This is a genomic window from Sodalis sp. (in: enterobacteria) (assembly GCF_047607725.1).
Taxonomy (GTDB): Bacteria; Pseudomonadota; Gammaproteobacteria; order Enterobacterales; family Enterobacteriaceae; genus JBLKSS01.
The window spans coordinates 1-16,503 of the sequence record NZ_JBLKSS010000008.1; the positions used below are offsets into that span (position 1 = coordinate 1).

15 protein-coding genes and 3 pseudogenes are annotated in these 16,503 nt (G+C 55.9%); 11 read left to right on the plus strand and 7 right to left on the minus strand.

The annotated features are described in order from the left end of the window. Positions 1-566: 566 nt before the first annotated feature. The 8 genes and pseudogenes from aroK to ACMX3H_RS00560 all read left to right on the plus strand — a co-directional run bounded on the left by aroK (position 567) and on the right by ACMX3H_RS00560 (position 8,061). Positions 567-1,088 carry a shikimate kinase AroK gene (gene aroK / locus ACMX3H_RS00525; protein ID WP_415209387.1) on the plus strand — a complete coding sequence of 174 codons (522 nt, stop codon included), beginning with the start codon at positions 567-569 and terminating at the stop codon, positions 1,086-1,088. A gap of 40 nt (positions 1,089-1,128) precedes the next feature. Further along, on the plus strand, positions 1,129-2,214 hold the full coding sequence (gene aroB / locus ACMX3H_RS00530) for a 3-dehydroquinate synthase (protein ID WP_415209388.1): 1,086 nt from the start codon (positions 1,129-1,131) through the stop codon (positions 2,212-2,214). 103 nt (positions 2,215-2,317) lie between these two features. Then, positions 2,318-3,284: pseudogene (locus ACMX3H_RS00535) on the plus strand (SPOR domain-containing protein). 83 nt (positions 3,285-3,367) lie between these two features. Next, positions 3,368-4,180, plus strand: a complete 813-nt coding sequence (dam, locus tag ACMX3H_RS00540; RefSeq protein ID WP_415209389.1) for an adenine-specific DNA-methyltransferase — start codon at positions 3,368-3,370, stop codon at positions 4,178-4,180. A 47-nt stretch (positions 4,181-4,227) separates the two neighbouring features. Next, positions 4,228-4,908 (plus strand): ribulose-phosphate 3-epimerase, encoded by a 681-nt coding sequence (rpe, locus tag ACMX3H_RS00545; protein WP_415209390.1) that lies wholly within the window; start codon positions 4,228-4,230, stop codon positions 4,906-4,908. Next, positions 4,901-5,602, plus strand: coding sequence for a phosphoglycolate phosphatase (locus ACMX3H_RS00550; RefSeq protein WP_415209391.1), 702 nt, complete (start codon positions 4,901-4,903; stop codon positions 5,600-5,602). The genes rpe and ACMX3H_RS00550 overlap by 8 nt, the downstream gene beginning before the upstream one ends. A gap of 1 nt (position 5,603) precedes the next feature. Then, complete coding sequence (gene trpS / locus ACMX3H_RS00555; RefSeq protein ID WP_415209392.1) at positions 5,604-6,608, plus strand: tryptophan--tRNA ligase; 1,005 nt, start codon at positions 5,604-5,606, stop codon at positions 6,606-6,608. 172 nt (positions 6,609-6,780) lie between these two features. After that, positions 6,781-8,061, plus strand: coding sequence for a cytosine deaminase (locus tag ACMX3H_RS00560; RefSeq protein ID WP_415209393.1), 1,281 nt, complete (start codon positions 6,781-6,783; stop codon positions 8,059-8,061). Positions 8,062-8,073: 12 nt separating this feature from the next. Here the strand turns inward: ACMX3H_RS00560 and ACMX3H_RS00565 are convergent. Then, positions 8,074-8,565: pseudogene (locus ACMX3H_RS00565) on the minus strand (aminotransferase class I/II-fold pyridoxal phosphate-dependent enzyme); the annotation flags it as partial. Between the two features lie 479 nt (positions 8,566-9,044). Between ACMX3H_RS00565 and ACMX3H_RS00570 the strand changes: the two are divergent. Both ACMX3H_RS00570 and ACMX3H_RS00575 read left to right on the plus strand, forming a co-directional pair. Then, positions 9,045-9,245 carry a hypothetical protein gene (locus ACMX3H_RS00570; protein ID WP_415209394.1) on the plus strand — a complete coding sequence of 67 codons (201 nt, stop codon included), beginning with the start codon at positions 9,045-9,047 and terminating at the stop codon, positions 9,243-9,245. A 222-nt stretch (positions 9,246-9,467) separates the two neighbouring features. After that, entirely contained in the window at positions 9,468-10,823 is a 1,356-nt protein-coding gene (locus tag ACMX3H_RS00575) for an SNF2-related protein (protein ID WP_415209395.1), read from the plus strand. Between the two features lie 193 nt (positions 10,824-11,016). Here ACMX3H_RS00575 and ACMX3H_RS00580 read toward each other — a convergent pair whose 3' ends face one another. Further along, complete coding sequence (locus tag ACMX3H_RS00580; RefSeq protein ID WP_415209396.1) at positions 11,017-12,414, minus strand: recombinase; 1,398 nt, start codon at positions 12,412-12,414, stop codon at positions 11,017-11,019. 214 nt (positions 12,415-12,628) lie between these two features. Here ACMX3H_RS00580 and ACMX3H_RS00585 point away from each other — a divergent pair, with 214 nt between their 5' ends. After that, positions 12,629-12,889 carry a YfhL family 4Fe-4S dicluster ferredoxin gene (locus tag ACMX3H_RS00585; RefSeq protein ID WP_415209397.1) on the plus strand — a complete coding sequence of 87 codons (261 nt, stop codon included), beginning with the start codon at positions 12,629-12,631 and terminating at the stop codon, positions 12,887-12,889. 24 nt (positions 12,890-12,913) lie between these two features. Here the strand turns inward: ACMX3H_RS00585 and acpS are convergent, their stop codons facing one another. From acpS to rnc, 5 genes and pseudogenes are all read right to left on the minus strand, one after another. Continuing rightward, positions 12,914-13,294 carry a holo-ACP synthase gene (gene acpS / locus ACMX3H_RS00590; protein ID WP_415209398.1) on the minus strand — a complete coding sequence of 127 codons (381 nt, stop codon included), beginning with the start codon at positions 13,292-13,294 and terminating at the stop codon, positions 12,914-12,916. Further along, entirely contained in the window at positions 13,294-14,025 is a 732-nt protein-coding gene (pdxJ, locus tag ACMX3H_RS00595) for a pyridoxine 5'-phosphate synthase (RefSeq protein WP_415209399.1), read from the minus strand. The genes acpS and pdxJ overlap by 1 nt, the downstream gene beginning before the upstream one ends. 65 nt (positions 14,026-14,090) lie before the next feature. Further along, entirely contained in the window at positions 14,091-14,846 is a 756-nt protein-coding gene (gene recO / locus ACMX3H_RS00600) for a DNA repair protein RecO (RefSeq protein WP_415209400.1), read from the minus strand. Positions 14,847-14,854: 8 nt separating this feature from the next. Next, positions 14,855-15,761, minus strand: a pseudogene (gene era, locus ACMX3H_RS00605) (GTPase Era). Then, positions 15,758-16,438: a ribonuclease III gene (rnc, locus tag ACMX3H_RS00610; RefSeq protein WP_415209401.1), complete on the minus strand. Its 681-nt coding sequence runs from the start codon at positions 16,436-16,438 to the stop codon at positions 15,758-15,760. Before rnc ends, era begins: the two are co-directional and overlap by 4 nt. Positions 16,439-16,503: the final 65 nt, after the last annotated feature.

Consider the following 16,503-nt stretch of genomic DNA (forward strand, 5'->3'; position numbering starts at 1 on the left):
GCGAATCACTACGCAAAGAGCAAGGAGTAGCCAGCACAGGAAAAATAGACTAAAACTGAGTCAGAAGATGAGCGAACACGTGATCGAATATCACTGGAATGGGTGATCGGAAAATATCGGAATAACTGATCGGATGTCGCTGGAACAGATGATCGGATACGTCGGAATCTGCACTAATTATAAACAACGTGAATTAGTTATTTTTATTACACCCACCCGCATATCAGGATAGACTACCGCCGCTTAAACCGGACGAAAGCGGGTATGTGGTAACAATTTATGCGTTTTTTTCGTTATCAATTTGACGCTGTCGGCGATTTCGCTTACAAGGGTAACCCATTGAGCATCGCTGATTTTGCGGCAAATGTCATACCGGTGGTGATACCGGGGATCCGGCTTGCGGTGTAGGCATCAATTTAATCGGTTGCCAAACTACCCGGAGTGTTGAGATAATTTTCGCCTGATTCTCGCACTAACGCTCATGAGGTTTCAGTTTAGGTCCCGCCGCTAATTTGATTGGCGGGGCGGGTTGTCATTAACGAATAATCTTAGTAATACCGAAAAACATGGCAGAGAAACGCAATATCTTTCTGGTTGGGCCTATGGGTGCCGGCAAAAGCACCATTGGGCGTCAGTTGGCTCAACAACTTAATATGGAGCTTTTCGATTCTGATCAAGAGATTGAGCGACGCACTGGGGCTGATGTAGGCTGGGTATTTGATGTGGAAGGCGAAGACGGCTTCCGCGATCGAGAAGAAAAAGTCATCAACGAACTGACCGAAAAGCAGGGGATTGTGCTGGCTACCGGCGGTGGCTCCGTGAAATCGCGCGAAACACGCAACCGCCTCTCCGCCCGCGGTGTGGTTGTTTATCTCGAAACCACCATTGAAAAACAGCTGGCCCGTACGCAGCGTGATAAGAAACGCCCGCTGTTGCAAGTAGAAGCTCCGCCGCGCGACGTCCTGGAAGCGCTGGCTCGCGAGCGTAACCCGCTGTATGAAGAAATAGCGGACGTCACTATCCGCACCGACGAACAAAGCGCCAAGGTTGTTGCTAACCAAATTATCAATATGCTGGAAAGCAGCTAATCTGAATTAACGAGATGCCGAAAAGGTCATTGAGCGTCCCATGGAGAGGATTACCATTACATTAGGGGAGCGCAGCTACCCGGTTACCATTGCCGCCGGGTTATTCAATGATCCGGCGTCTTTTTGGCCGTTAACGCGTGGCGATAACGCCCTGCTGGTGACCAATGACCGCCTCGCGCCTTTGTATCTGGACTCCCTGAGTGGGCGACTGAGCCAGGCCGGCATCAAGGTCGATCGGGTGGTCTTGCACGACGGCGAGCAGAACAAATCGCTGACGGTGCTGGATCAGGTTTTCACCGCGCTGTTGGCCAAACCCCATGGCCGCGATACCACCATCATCGCGCTCGGTGGCGGCGTCATCGGTGATCTGGCCGGCTTCGCCGCCGCCAGCTATCAGCGGGGCGTGCGTTTTATTCAGGTTCCCACCACGCTACTTTCTCAGGTCGACTCGTCGGTAGGCGGTAAAACCGCGGTCAACCATCCTCTCGGCAAGAACATGATCGGCGCCTTCTATCAGCCCGCCTCGGTGGTTATCGATTTGGACTGTCTGAATACGCTGCCGCGGCGGGAATTATCCTCAGGCCTGGCGGAAGTCATCAAGTACGGTATTATTCTTGATGCGGCGTTTTTCGCGTGGCTTGAGGACAATCTTGACGCGCTGCTGGCGCTGGAGCCCCAGGCGCTCGCCTATTGCATCCGCCGCTGCTGCCAGCTGAAGGCGGACGTGGTGGCCGAGGATGAACGCGAGCAGGGGCAGCGCGCGCTGCTTAATCTCGGTCACACCTACGGCCACGCCATCGAAACCCATATGGGTTATGGCAACTGGCTGCATGGCGAAGTCGTGGCCGCCGGAATGATGATGGCGGTGCGCGCCGCGCGCCGCCTCGGTCAGTTCAGCGATACGGACGCCGAGCGGGTCAGCGCGCTGTTGCTGCGTGCCGGCCTGCCGGTCAGCGGGCCGGCGGAAATGGCTGCGGAAGATTACTTGCCGCATATGATGCGCGACAAAAAAGTCATCGCCGGCCAGCTACGTCTGGTGCTGCCGGTGACGCTCGGCAACGCTGAAGTGCGCGCCGGCGTGGCTGATGATATGGTGGTGGCATCGATTAAGGATTGCCAGGCCTGAGCCGGTCGGCCGCACGCCAGGGCGCGTGGCATGGCCGGTTTAGTGTGATAACCCTTCCCGCGCTCCGGCGCTGGAAAAACCCCTCTCAGTCGGAGAGTTTTATATGGATGAGTTCAAGTCGGAAGACGAACTGAGACCCGATAGCAGCGATCGCCGTCCCCCCCCCGCCAGCGGAAAGGTCCTACCGTGCTGAAAGTGCCGGTATCCAGACAGCATTTGATGATAGGTATCGGCATTCTGGTGCTGCTGTTGCTGGTGATTAGCATTGGTTCGGCGCTCAAATCTCCGTCGCGTACCGATTCAAGCCGCCAAGGCGCTGACAATAACGGCCAGCGTAATATCGATCTCTCCGGCTCGACCTCCGGCTCCGACGCCACGCCGTCCTCCCCTGGCGCCACCGCGCCGCAAGAGCTGCGTGGGCCGCAGGTCGCCCCAACGCCAACGGAAGCCGCGCCGGTCACCACACCGAGCGGGCAGCAGCGCGTGGAATTACCGGGCAATATGGCCGACGCGCTGTCCCAGTAGGGAAATCAGGTTAACGGCGTGGCCGCGCAAATGAACGGTCAGGTGCCGGTTTCGACCCTACCCACCGCGACGGCCACTCTGACGCCGGGCAGCCGCAGCGGCGCACAACAGAACAAATCACCGGCGAAGGCGCCTGCCGCCGCACGCCGCGAACCGAAACAAACGCCAATGGTGCCGAGCGCCGGCCGCCAGCGCGCCGAAAGCGACCTCGAGCGCCCGAGCGCCGTCCGCCTCTTCGCCGTCCGCAGCCGCGGGCAGCACAGCGGGAACGATTCAATCTGCACCTGCCGGTTTATTACACGCTGCAGTTAAGCAGCGCTTCGCAGTCGGCTACGCTTAACGCCTATGCGTGCCAACAGCAGTTGAGCCATTATTGGGTGTATCAGACCCGCCGCGATGGCAAGCCTTGGTACGTGCTGGTAAACGGGGTTTATCCTTCGCTGTCGCAGGCCAAAAACGCGGTGGCGCAATTGCCCGCTGATGTGCAGGCCCAGAAACCCTGGGCGCGGCAAATCGGTCAGGTTAAAAAGGACCAAAATAATTAAGCGTTCCTGAAGATAGCGCTGTAGCGCTATGGTAAACAGGGTACAATCCGCGGCTCTGAAGAGTGTGAGTAAGTAGCGAAGGCATGAAGAAGAACCGCGCGTTTTTGAAATGGGCCGGCGGCAAGTACCCGCTGATTGAGGCTATCCGCCGTCACCTGCCGGCGGGCGATTGCCTGATAGAGCCTTTTGTCGGCGCCGGCTCGGTGTTCCTCAATACGGATTACGACCGCTACATCCTCGCTGACATAAACAGTGATCTCATCAATCTGTTCAATATCGTTAAAGAGCGCCCGAACGACTTTATCCGCGACGCCCGTGAGTTATTTGCCGCTGACGCCAACATCTCGGAGGTTTACTACCTGCTGCGCCGCGAGTTTAATCTCTGTACGGACGCCCACCGGCGCGCGGTATTGTTTCTTTATCTCAACCGGCATTGCTACAACGGCCTGTGCCGATATAACCTGAGCGGTGAGTTCAACGTCCCTTTCGGCCGCTATAAAAAGCCGTATTTTCCGGAGTTGGAACTTTACCGGTTCGCCGAGAAAGCCCGCCGGGCAGTGTTTGTCTGCGAGCACTATCAGCAAACGCTATCTCGCGCCGTACCGGGCTCGGTGGTGTATTGTGATCCGCCCTATGTGCCGCTCTCTACCACCGCGAACTTTACGGCATACCATACTAATAGCTTCAATTTGACCGAACAGCAGAATCTGGTGCGCCTCGCCAGCCAGCTGGCTCGCGAAAGCCGGATACCGGTGCTGATTTCCAATCACGATACCGCGCTGACCCGGAAATGGTATGGCGATGCGGTGCTGCATCATGTCACGGCGCGACGGACCATCAGCAGCAATATCTTCGGGCGCAGCAGCGTAAATGAGCTGTTGGCGTTATATCTTTGAGCGGGGTCGCCCCGCCGCAGACTGACCGTAACTGACGGGAGACATGGATGAAAAACTTTTTAATCGCCCCTTCCATCCTTTCCGCGGATTTCGCCCTCCTGGGTGAAGATACCGCCCGAGTGATATCCGCCGGGGCGGACGTCGTGCATTTTGATGTGATGGATAATCATTATGTTCCTAATCTGACCATGGGGCCGATGGTGCTTAAAGCGCTGCACAGCTATGGCATTACCGCTCCCATTGATGTGCATTTGATGGTGAGACCGGTCGATCGCTTGATCCCGGATTTTGCCGCCGCCGGCGCGAGTTATATTACCTTTCACCCGGAGGCATCGGAACATATCGACCGCTCGCTGCAGCTCATCAAGGAGCACGGTTGCAAGGCCGGACTGGTATTTAATCCCGCCACGCCCCTGAGCTGCCTTGAGTATGTGCTGGATAAGCTTGATGTCATCCTGCTGATGTCAGTCAACCCCGGTTTCGGCGGTCAGTCGTTCTTACCCTCTACGCTGGATAAACTGCGCCAGGCGCGGCGGCTAATCGATCTTAGCGGCAGGGATATCCGGCTGGAGGTGGACGGCGGCGTCAAAGTGGACAACATCGGCGCTATCGCCGCCGCGGGCGCCGATATGTTCGTCGCCGGCTCCGCCATATTCAGCCAGCCGGATTACCGTACCGTCATCGATGCCATGCGTCACGAATTGGCGGGAGCGGTGGGGAATGCGTGAAGAACGGCCTATCCACGGTATCGTGTTTGATCTTGATGGCAACCTAACCGACAGCGCCCCCGGCTTAACCGCCGCTCTCGATCGGACGCTTTCAGAGCAGGGCCTGCCCCCGGCCGGCCTGGCGCGTATCGCCACCTGGATCGGCAACGGCGCCGATGTGCTGGTGGCGCGCGCGCTGCGCTGGGCTACCCAGACGGAACCGGACGCCGTGCTGCAGCGCGCCACCCGCCGGCGCTTCGATGAGCATTATGCCGGAACGGTGGCGGCGGGCAGTACACTGTTTCCCGAGATCGCGGATACGCTGGCGCGGCTGGCGCTTCAGGGGCTGCCGATGGCGGTGGTGACCAACAAGCCCACGCCCTTCGTCGCGCCGCTGCTGGCCTCGCTCGGCATTGAGCGCCATTTCGCGCTGATTATCGGCGGCGATGACGTTTCGGCCAAAAAGCCGCACCCGGCTCCGCTTTATCTGGTGCTCGGCCATTTGGGGCTTTATGCCCGCGAGCTGCTGTTCGTCGGCGATTCACGTAATGATATCCTCGCGGCCAAAGCTGCCGGCTGCCCAAGCGCCGGCATGACCTATGGCTATAACTACGGTGAAGCGATCACCTTGAGTCATCCGGATTACGTTCTGGACCGTTTTGCCGATCTTTTGCCCGTGCTCAGGCTGTCACCTTCCGTTAATCAGGACGTTTAAAATGAGTAAGCCCATCGTATTCAGCGGCGCGCAGCCGTCAGGAGAATTGACCATTGGCAACTATATGGGTGCGCTGCGTCAGTGGGTCAGTATGCAGGATGATTATGACTGTATTTATTGTATCGTTGACCTGCATGCCATCACCGCCCGTCAGGATGCCCCGCAGCTGCGCAAGGCGACGTTGGATGTTCTGGCGCTGTATCTGGCCTGCGGTATCGATCCCGCCAGAAGTACGGTTTTCATTCAGTCGCACGTGCCGGAGCATAGCCAGCTGGGCTGGCTGTTGAACTGTTATACCTATTTCGGCGAACTGAGCCGGATGACCCAGTTCAAGGATAAATCGGCCCGTTACGCCGAAAACATCAACGCCGGGTTGTTTGATTATCCGGTGCTGATGGCGGCGGATATTCTGCTCTATCAGACCAATCAGGTGCCGGTCGGGGAAGATCAGAAACAGCACTTGGAGCTCAGCCGCGATATCGCCAAGCGGTTCAATGCGCTATATGGCGACATTTTTACCATTCCGGAGCCGTTTATTCCTAAATCCGGCACACGGGTGATGTCGTTGCTGGATCCGACGAAAAAGATGTCGAAATCAGATGATAACCGCAATAACGTGATTACGCTGCTTGAAGATCCGAAATCCGTGGTCAAGAAACTCAAGCGTGCGGTAACCGATTCCGACGAACCGCCGGTGGTGCGATACGATCCCGTGACGAAACCCGGCGTTTCCAATTTGCTGGATATTCTCTCAGGCGTGACCGGCACGCCGGTGGCTGAGCTGGAGCAGGCGTTTGCCGGCAAAATGTACGGCCATCTGAAAACCGCCGTCGCGGATGCGGTGTCGGAAATGCTGACCTCGTTACAGGCCCGCTACCATGCCCTACGCGCCGACGAAGCCTATCTGAATCACGTCCTGCGCGACGGGGCGGAAAAAGCCCGCGCTCAGGCCAGCGTGACCCTGGCCAAGGTCTATGAAGCGGTGGGCTTTGTCGCCAAACCCTGAGTTATTCACCCCCCACGCGCGCCCAGCCTGATGCCGGTATGCTCAGGCCGGACACGCCTTTTCTCACGCTTTTTCTGCGCCGCCCGGTAAAGGTAATGAATTATAAGCGGTTGTTATTCTGCCGCGGTTACGCTATCTATCATTCAGGCCCCTGATAAAAGCGAGGTAACCCGTGCCTAATCCCCTGCTGCAGACTATCAGTCACGTCCGACTGCCCTGGCGTGAAGGTTTATGGCAAATCACCCTCGAGCAGGGAATCATCCGCCGTCTGGCGCCACAAAATTACGGCCAGCGGGACGGCGAAGGGGTCCTCAACGCCGAGGGCGGATTGGCTATACCACCCTTTGTGGAACCCCATATTCATCTTGATACCACCCAAACCGCTAGCGACCCGCGCTGGAATGAGTCCGGCACGCTGTTTGAGGGTATTGCCCGCTGGGCGGAGCGCAAGGCCGAGCTGACCCACGAGGACGTCAAAACCCGCGCCTGGCAGACGCTGAAGTGGCAGATCGCAAACGGCATTCAGCACGTACGCAGCCATGTGGACGTCTCCGATCCGTCGCTGACGGCTTTAAAAGCGCTGTTGGAAGTCAAGCAGGAAGCGGCGCCCTGGGTGGATTTACAGCTGGTGGCGTTTCCCCAGGAGGGGATCCTCTCTTTCCCGGACGGCGAGGCCCTGTTGGAGGAGGCGTTGCGGCTGGGCGCGGATGTGGTTGGCGCGATCCCCCATTATGAATTTACCCGCGAGTATGGCATCGCGTCTTTGCATAAAGTTTTCGCGTTGGCGCAAAAGTACGATCGGCTGGTGGACGTTCATTGCGACGAGATAGATGACGAACAGTCGCGCTTTGTGGAAACCGTGGCGCCGCTGGCGCTGGAGGCCCGCCTGGGCGGCAGGGTCACCGCCAGCCATACCACCGCCATGCATTCCTATAATGGCGCCTATACCGCGCGCCTGTTCCGCCTACTGAAAATGTCGGGCATCAATTTCGTCGCCAATCCGCTGGTGAATATCCACCTGCAGGGCCGTTTCGATGATTACCCAAAGCGCCGCGGCGTCACTCGCGTGAAAGAGATGCTGGCACAGGGCATCAATGTCTGTTTCGGCCATGATGATGTGTTTGACCCCTGGTATCCCCTCGGCACCGGCAATATGCTGCAGGTGCTGCATATGGGCCTGCACGTATGCCAATTGATGGGGTATGAGCAGATTAATAACGGGCTGAACCTGATTACCGGCAACGGCGCCCGGATGCTCAATCTGAGCGAGTACGGCATCAAATGCGGTTATCAGGCCAATTTGCTGATCCTGCCGGCGGAAAATGGTTTCGATGCCGTACGGCGCCAGACGCCGCCGCGCTATGTTATCCGCCGCGGGCGGGTGATAGCTCAGACCCAGCCGTCGCAGTCGATGCTCTGTTTGCAGGAGCCGGAGAGCGTAAATTTCCGCTAAAAGGATCGCTCGCTATTGCCCGTCCTGCGCCGCTTCCGCCGCCGGGGTCAGCAAAGCGCAGGCTTCCAACTGCTGCGCTACCGTTTCGCCGATGCATTTTACCGCCGCCTCAATAGCCGGGGTCATGCGATTGGCGTAATTGAGGCGCAGGCAGTGGCGGTATTTCCCGGAAGCGGAGAAAATGGGCCCCACCGCCACCTGTACGCCTTTGCTTTCCAATTGACGGTTTAGCCGCAGGGTATCAAACGCCGGCGGCAACTCTATCCACAGCAGAAATCCCCCCTGCGGTCGGCTGATCCGGGTCCCCGCCGGAAAATAACGCTGCACCCATTCCGTCATGATGTCGCGATTTAGCTGATAGCGTGCGCGCATCCGGCTTACGTGCTTCAGGTAATGCCCCTGACGCAGAAATTCGGCAATGGCCAACTGCGGCTGTGTGGAAGTGGCGCCGGTGCCGATATATTTCATATGCAATACCTGCTCCATATAGCGTCCCGGTTCGATCGTAAGCGCCCCGTGGAGGACGTCTTGAATTATTGGTGGGTTTGTTGTATGGCCCGGTAAGAATATGTTCCACTACGATGCCTAGTGAACCCACATCCTATAAGGGACGGCTGTCAGATCATGGATAATCCGGCGATGATAGTGTCCACTTAAATTTTAATGGACACTATCACAAACTTCAGAACCACTAATTTTATATCACTCAAATCGGGATGGAAATAAAAGTTATTAAAATCAATACAATGTGAAAATGCAATGAGCATAAGCGTGTAACGTAGGTTTACTGTCTCGTACAACAAACCCACCAATAATTCAAGATGTCCTTCACGGGGCGCTTACGTTAAAAGAGGGTGAGAATTTCAAAGAGTCAATTATCAGCATCTATGAAAAGGGACTGAAAAATAAAGCATCATCGACTGAAATTCTTATCGACATTATCGTAAACACCTACGCGGCATTAGGTCATCAAGGGGGTAGCCATGAGCAGATATTATAATCAGACACGCGTTGTCCATAATGGCCTTGAAAAATGGGAATCAATCCATAACGGGTTTAACGTTTCTCGTAATGATAAAGGTCTTATCGTTATTGAATCTAACGAGATGGGCGTTGCGCACGTTAAATTTGAACTCACCGATGAGCAGCGCGACGATTTTGTGAAAGTCATTATGCAGGCATAAATAAGTCAGACATTCATATGCGCAAAATACTCAGGCGTAGAAAATTCCGTCTTTACGGCGGACCTTACCACGGAGCTACTATTATGCTGTATTCTGAAAACACATTAATTTTCACGGCGAAAGGCCAGCACGGAAGATACAAAGGCACCCACCCCGATTTATATTGGGAGGCGCTGCGTGTCGGCTAGAAAAGTATTTACCCCGCGCCCTTATCAGGCGCGGATGGTGACACATATTCTCACGCATCCACGCTGCAATATCTGGGCAGGCATGGGTATGGGCAAAACCGTCGCGACATTAACGGCGCTGGACACTTTATTCAAATCGGGCAGCGAAACGCGACCGGCTCTGGTACTGGCCCCACTGCGCGTCGCGACATCCACCTGGCCGGATGAAGCGCTTAAATGGACGCATCTGCGTGGTCTTGAGGTGCAACCCATCACAGGCACGCCAAAACAGCGGCAGGCGGCGCTGGCGAACAGCAACGCCAACTACGAAAACGTGCTGTGGCTGGTTGAAACGCTGCGCGGGCGCTGGCCATTCGGCAACGTTATCGCTGACGGGAGCACCCGTCTTAAGTCTTTCCGGCTGAACTCCGGTGGAAAGCGTGCGGCGGCGTTGGCGAAGATCGCACATAAATTCGTTGACCGCTGGGTCAATCTGACCGGCACGCCCGCCCCTAACGGCTTAATCGACTTGTGGGGGCCGGTGTGGTTCGTTGACCAAGGTAAAGCACTGATGAAAAACTTCGGTTCGTTTGAAAGCCGCTGGTTCAGGAAGCTACAGTTCCCCGGCCAGCCGTTCTCAAAGCTGATACCACTGGAGTACGCGCAAGAGGAGATACACGAAGCACTGGCCGAGTTCACGCTATCGCTCAACCCTGCCGACTGGTTCGACATCGACCAGCACATTCACAACACCATTAACGTCACCCTGCCGTCAAAAGCCCGCAAGCAGTACGAGGAGATGGAGCAAAAAATGTTCCTCGAACTGGAAGATACCGGTATCGAAGCGCCCAACGCTGCCGCCCGCACGATGAAGTGCCTGCAACTTGCCAGTGGCGCTGTGTATACCGACGACAACGGCGAGTGGCTGAGCGTGCACGATGAAGAGCTCAAGGCACTGGAGAGCATCATCAGCGAATCCGGCGGTACGACCGTGCTGGTCGCCTATCACTATCACTGGAAGCACGACCTTGAGCATCTGCTTAACGCCTTTCCCGATGGCTGTCATCTGGATGCCAACCCCCAGACCATCAGCGACTGGAACGCCGGACGGATACCGCTACTGTTCGCCCACCCTGCCAGCGCCGGGCACGGGCTGAACCTTCAGGACGGCGGTAATGTCCTGGTGTTTTTCTCCCACTGGTGGGGCCTTGAGCAGTACCAGCAGATTATCGAGCGCATCGGCCCTACCCGGCAGGCACAGGCCGGGCACCCGCGCCCGGTATTCATTCACCACATTGTCGCCACCGATACCGTCGATGAACTGGTCATGGAGCGGCGCGACTCGAAGCGCAAGGTGCAGGACATTTTATTAGAGGCGATGAAGCGGAAAAAGAAGAGAGGTTTGAAATGATTGAGCAACCCGACAATCTGCTCACCCCGGACGAAGTATGCCGAAAGCTAGGTATCACGCAGAAAACATTATGTGAATGGAATATAAAGCACCGTCATCGCGCTGTACTAGTGCCCATACGTTTCAGCGCGAAAGTGGTTCGCTATGAGCGCCGTAACGTCGACGCTTTTATTCAGAAATACCGCAGTCAATATTAACCTCGTCTCCTGAGCAGTGCAATTTGCGCGAGTATGCTCCGTTCGTGGGCCTCGAATGCTTCACGCTTTAGCACGATCTCTTCCTGTAATATCTCATCTGAAAAATCGTAGTGCTTTGCCATAGGGTCATCGGACTTACTGGAGTGGTGAAGGCACAGGAGGCTTATTTCCCTTCGCTCTGATCGGGAATAGCCTCTCTCCTTCATCAAGGCGATAATATTACTCTTTAAGAATTTGCGGCACATAGTATTAAACGCCCCTTCTTTCCCCTTAATTGTCCCGTCATGCCTCATACCTTTAACAGCACCTTCAGGGCTGTATGTTTTCACCAATTTATCCAGCGATCTTTTTGAAAAGGGCTGCATTGGGTCACGTGGCTGCAGGAATACGAAATCTTTATTGCACTCGGGAACTGAATCTCGCCAAGATTTCTGCTCGCCGATAATATGCCGGAGCTCTGGTGTTATCGGCAAGCGGAAGGCCTTTTGTGTTTTCATGGCCCCACACATGCCGATAACTCCTTCTGGATAAACAATCTCGCCAGATTCCTCATAAACGTAGTCCCAGCGCAGGTTATGAACGTTTATCGGACGAACGCCTGTGATGATTATGAAGCGAACTGCATTCTTTTGGTGTATCGAGGTACACGCGGCCACATTACACCAGAGCTGGGCAATTGATTCGATGTCTGTAAAAAGCCGTGTAGAGGTTGGCTTCTGAACACGTGAGGAAACATAATCATCGGGCAGACTGGCAGCTACATTGCGGCCATTGCAAAGCTTCGGGGCGCAGAATTTCCAGAACCTGCGAAGCTCGGCGAACAGCTCAAGTGCGTTATTGTTCGAGCGGGTAGCGATCCATTTGTCCAGCACATCCACCAGTCGGTTGTATGTCACATCGCTGAATACTTCGCACTCGTCGAACGTCGCCTTAATCCGGTCGATGCGTACTCCGTAGGTAGTAAGACTGTCGGAGCTAAGTTTCTGCCTAGATACTTTGGCTTTAAGGTCATCCCGGTACATTTCCAGCGCAGCATGAACAGACTCGGCGCGCAAACCACCCTCCGCCATTCCTAACACTTTTTCGCGCGCCAGCTGGATTGCGAGCTCTGGCCATTCGCCGAGCTTTTTACCTTTGAGCCCCATCTTTTTTGGGAACTCGGCATAAAATGTAGCCTTACCCGCTTTACTGAAATCGATGCGGAGATAGTTCTCTTTTTCGTATTTGGATCGGCGGACTACACCGCAGGCTGTGAGGATGATTTTTGCAGCAGCAACACAGATTTTCATGTGTGCACTGGTATAGGGCGGCTTACAGGCGTCCCACTTTTCAGATGCGGCTAAAACATCGTCATTATTAGGGCTATCCGGTTTATGTGTTACAGTGCGTGGCATTCTCAATCCTTATCTGCTAAGGCGCAGAAAACAGGCTCACACATGCAGGTTTTTTCGACGGGACAAAATGCAATGTGTTGCGGTTTTGTGTTACGGAATTGAGTTTATTAGCGTTAAATACACTGGATAAACACACAGTAAGTTAATAATGGTGAATAATACAAAATCGCCATAAATTATTGATTTTAAATTGTTATCATGGTAATGCGTTGAAATGACTTTACTTATTACTAAGCGCTGCATCAACTGCGATATGTGCGAACCGGAGTGCCCGAACGAGGCCATCAGTATGGGCGCGGAGTATTATCAAATCGATGCCGACCGCTGTACGGAGTGTATCGGTCACTATGATCGCCCCACCTGCCAGCAGGTATGCCCTATCGACCACACGATTATTGCCGATCCTCAGCGTGTGGAAAATAGCGATGCGCTGTGGGAAAAGTTTGTGCTGCACCACCACGCCGATAGGCTTTAGCCCGATGACCACAGCCGCGCGGCGTCAGCGTTCAAAAATGACCGTCGCGCAAGTGTAATGCCGCTCATCGGCCAACGTGACGTATATGCCGGTAACGCCTAATCGGCTGGCCAGTTCCGCCGCCTGGGCAAACAACCGTAATGAAGGTTTACCCAGCGCATCATTGCAGGCCTCAAACTGCGCAAAAGCCAGCCCGTCACGAATACCGGTGCCAAGCGCCTTAGACGCCGCCTCTTTTACCGCGAAACGTTTGGCGAGGAAGCGTACTGGCTGATTGTGCTGCTGATATTGCAACCATTCAGCGGGACTGAGGATCCGGCGCGCAAGCCGATCGCCGCTGCGGGAAACGACCGCCTCAATACGTCCAATCTCGACGATATCGGTACCTATACCGACAATCGCCATCAGCCGCGCGCTTCACGCATCAGGCGTTTCATGTCTCTTACCGCTTCCGCCAGGCCGCCAATCACGGCGCGGCTGATAATCGCGTGGCCGATATTCAGCTCCTGCATAGGTGCCAGCGCGGCCATGGGCTTGACATTATGATAATCAAGACCATGGCCGGCATTGACCTTGAGGCCCAGCGTCGTGGCGTACTGCGCGCCCTGGCTGATGCGGGCGAACTCCGCGGCGCGCGATGTCTCATCGGCCGCGTCGGCATAGGCGCCGGTATGGATTTCAATGTAGGGCGCGCCCACCTCCGCCGCTGCCGCGATCTGACGCTCATCGGCATCGATAAACAGCGAGACCTGGATCCCGGCATCGCTCAAACGGGCCACGGCCTGACGCAGTTTGTCGCGCTGGCCGGCCACATCCAGCCCGCCTTCGGTGGTGACTTCCTGGCGCTTTTCCGGCACCAGGCAACAAAAGTGCGGCGACAAGGAGCAGGCAATAGCCACCATCTCCTCCGTCACCGCCATTTCCAGATTCATTCGGGTCTGAATCGTCTTGCGCAGCAGATGGACATCCCGATCGGTGATATGCCGGCGATCTTCACGCAGATGCACGGTAATGCCGTCGGCCCCCGCTTGCTCGGCGATAAAAGCCGCTTGAACTGGATCCGGCCAGGCCGTCCCGCGCGCATTGCGTAACGTTGCAATATGATCGATATTCACGCCCAGCAGCAATTCAGACATCCCCTTCCCCTGACTGTTGTCGATACTGTGTCGCAGTGTAAACCAGCGTGGTGGCGCAGGCCAGTTTATTGCTCACCCGCTTCACCGGCTGGCCCCGGCGGACCTGCATCGCGCGCCGCCGCATCGCCGGCGCCGGCCGGGCGCCGGTCGAGAAACTGGCGAAACAGTTCGCGGCTCTTTAGCGGTTTGCCGCCCAGATAGGGTTTCAGCGCCATACGGGTGAACCGCTTGGCCGCGCGCAGCGTGTCAACGTCGGGAAACTCGCGCCCGCTGAAGCTATAGCGATCCAAGAGGACGCTGGCGATAAAGCCTTTCTCCTCCCGGTAACGATAGGTCATGGCGTCGTCGACCGGCTCGCCGGAGCCGGCGCAATGCAGGAAATTGACGCCGTAACCCAGATGCGTCAGCAACGCCAGTTCAAAACGGCGCAGCGCCGGCTCCGGCGAACCGGTGGCACCCGCCAGCCATTGCAGACACTGGAGGTAATCGTAAAACAGCGTGGAGTAATCGGTTTCATGGGCGAGCACGCGCGACAGCAGCTCGTTAATATAGAGTCCGCTATACAGCATTAGCCCGGTTAGCGGCAGGCCCAGCGAGACGGGTTCGGCGCTACGCAGGGTCTTTATCTCGCCGCGGCCGCCCCAGCGAGCCAGCAACGGCGTAAACGGCTGCAGCGCGCCTTTAAGCGCGGAGCGGCGCGAACGCGCGCCCTTGGCCAGAACGCGCACCTGTCCTTGATGCTCAGTGAAAAAGTCCTGAAGCAGCCTGGTTTCGCTGTAGGGGCGTGCATGCAGCACGAAAGCGCGTTGCCAACCTTCCATCGGCGCTCCTAGAGGTCGTCGACATAGCCCAGGCTGCGCAGGGCACGTTCATCATCGGCCCAGCCCCTATTTGACTTTCACCCACAGCTCCAGATGCACCCGTGTCTCGAACATGGCTTCCATATCCTGCCGAGCTTCAATGCCGATTGTCTTGATTTTACTGCCCTTATTGCCGATAACCATTTTCTTCTGACCCTCTCGCTCCACCAGAATCAGACCGTGGATGTCGTAACCGCCGCGATCATTGGCGGCGAAGCGCTCAATTTCCACCGTAACGGAATAAGGAAGCTCATCACCCAGAAACCGCATCAGCTTTTCACGGATAATTTCCGATGCCATGAAGCGCTGCGAGCGATCGGTAATATAATCTTCGGGAAAATGATGCTCGGCTTGCGGCAGCGCCTTGCGCACGATACCGGCCAGAGTATCGACGTTCATGCCGTTCTCGGCGCAGATAGGCACAATGTCATGGAAAGACATCTGCTGACTGAGAAACTGCATATGGGGCAGCAGCTTTTCCTTGTCAGCGACGTTATCCACTTTGTTGATCGCCAGTACGACCGGGCAGCCAACGTCGCGCAGTTTGTTCACCACCATTTCATCGTCCGGCGTCCAGTGGGTGCCTTCCACCACGAAAATCACCAGTTCCACGTCGCCGATGGAGCTGCTGGCGGCGCGATTCATCAAACGGTTTATCGCCCGTTTCTCTTCAATATGCAGCCCTGGGGTATCCACATAGATAGCCTGGTAAGGCACCTCGGTGTGGATCCCCATAATGCGGTGACGGGTGGTTTGCGGTTTGCGCGAGGTAATAGAGACCTTCTGCCCTAACAACTGATTCAGCAGCGTGGATTTGCCGACGTTCGGCCGGCCCACAATCGCCACAAACCCACAATAGATCGTCTGTTCGCTCATTCAAGTTCCAACAGTTTAAGTGCTTGTTCCGCCGCAGCCTGCTCGGCTTTGCGGCGGCTTGAGCCATTGCCGACCACCGGCTGCACCAGCCCGCTGACCTGGCAGTGTATGGTAAATTCCTGATCGTGCGCCTCGCCGCGCACCTGCACCACCAGATAGGTAGGCAGCGGCAAATGGCGTCCCTGAAGGTATTCCTGCAGCCGGGTTTTAGGATCTTTTTGCTTATCGCCGGGGCTGATTTCATCCAAGCGTGTTCGGTACCAGTCAAGGATCAGCTTTTCGACGGTTTGTATATCGCTGTCCAGGAACACGCCGCCAATCAACGCTTCCACCGTGTCGGCCAAAATGGATTCACGACGGAAACCGCCGCTTTTCAGCTCTCCCGGCCCCAGACGTAAACATTCGCCCAGCTCGAACTCCCACGCCATTTCCGCAAGCGTATTGCCCCGTACCAGCGTAGCGCGCATCCGGCTCATGTCGCCCTCGTCGACGCGGGGGAAACGCTGATAAAGCGCATTGGCGATGACATAGCTCAATATAGAATCGCCCAAAAATTCCAGCCGCTCATTGTGTTTGCTGTTGGCGCTGCGGTGCGTTAACGCCTGTAACAAAAGATCGTGCTGTTGAAAAGTGTAGCCCAGTTTCTTCTGGAGCCTATTTATTAAGATGGGATTCATGCGTTACCAATAACTCAACCATGCGTGAAAAACCGCAGTTGACGGAACAGGCCTGGGAACGACAC